Genomic DNA, 1,156 nt, shown 5'->3' on the forward strand with positions numbered 1-1,156 from the left:
CGGCGGGCGCGGCGGGCGCCGGCGCGGCGGGCTGCGGGGAGGCCGGGGCTGCGGCGTCCGGCGTTCCGGCGTCGGGGGCCGGCGCGCCCTCCGGCGGTGCGGCCTGCCGGGCCCCGGCGCGCAGATCGCGCAGGACGTCGCCCTGCCAGTTGTCTCCGTTCGGCATGTCTGCCCTTCTTCTCCCGCCCTGCCGCAGAACCCGGAACCCGGGACCCGGAACTCGCAGTCCCGGAACCCGGAACTAGAACTTGTCGAGCAGTTGCCCGTAGATGCCGAACACACCGACCGCGAGCGGGAACAGCCCCACCATGCCGATGGATTCGACCAGATCGGCCATGCGCCCCAGCCGTACCCGCACGTGCTCCGGCGGCTGGACCGCAAGGACGACCAGCGGCAGCACCGCGGCCGCGCACAGCACCGCGAGCGGCCCGGCGCCCCCGGCGTGGTCCATCCACAGCATCACGAGACGTACGACCAGCAGCGCCGCCGCGGCGAAGAGCGCCACGACCTCGGCGACCAGGGGGAAGGCGCGCGCCCGGGACAGCAGCACCACGGCGACGACCGACGGGAGCACGACCGTCCAGACGCCCGGCCGGTCCGCCAGGGTGAGCAGCCATCCGCCGGCGGCCGCCGACAGCGCGGTGACGATCGTCGCGAGCGCGAGGCCCTGGTGCGTGGCCGCCAGGGCGTTGCCCACCTGGTGGCGGCTGACGGAGGCGCCGCCCGAGCGGCGGTCGTCGAGCGCGGTGAGCCCCGAGGCCATCAGGGCGAGCCGGGGCAGCAGGCCGAGCAGCACCACGGAGAAGACGGCCATGACGGCACCGAGCCGCGCCACATCGTCCTGGAGGGCGGCGGCGGCCTCCCACACGAGGGTGAGCCCCGCGGTGGCCCCGGCGCCGATGAGCCCGCCGCGGCCGAGCGGCGAGAAGTACCCGAGCATGGCGAGCGTCACGGTGAGCGCCCCGGCGACGGCGGCGAGCCGCGCGGCACCGGACCAGTCGTGCGCGTCGGCGGCCGTCCACGCGGCGAGGGCCCCCAGCGCCCCGGAGGCGATGAGGAGGGCCGTCGCCAGGCCCCGGTTGCCCCGGCCGATCCGGGCGAAGAGCGCCCCGGCGGCCAGCAGGGCCACGGTCACGGCGGCGAGGGCGCCGGCCAG

Annotated in this window: 1 protein-coding gene; it reads right to left on the reverse strand. The window is 77.2% G+C overall.

Features of this window, described 5'->3' with window-relative positions:
* Nucleotides 1-241: 241 nt before the first annotated feature.
* A partial coding sequence (locus A4V12_RS13710) for a hypothetical protein (protein ID WP_064069610.1) occupies nt 242-1,156 on the reverse strand: 915 nt, incomplete at its 5' end.

This window comes from Streptomyces noursei (assembly GCF_001646665.1).
GTDB classification, from domain to species: domain Bacteria; phylum Actinomycetota; class Actinomycetes; order Streptomycetales; family Streptomycetaceae; genus Streptomyces; species Streptomyces lavendulocolor.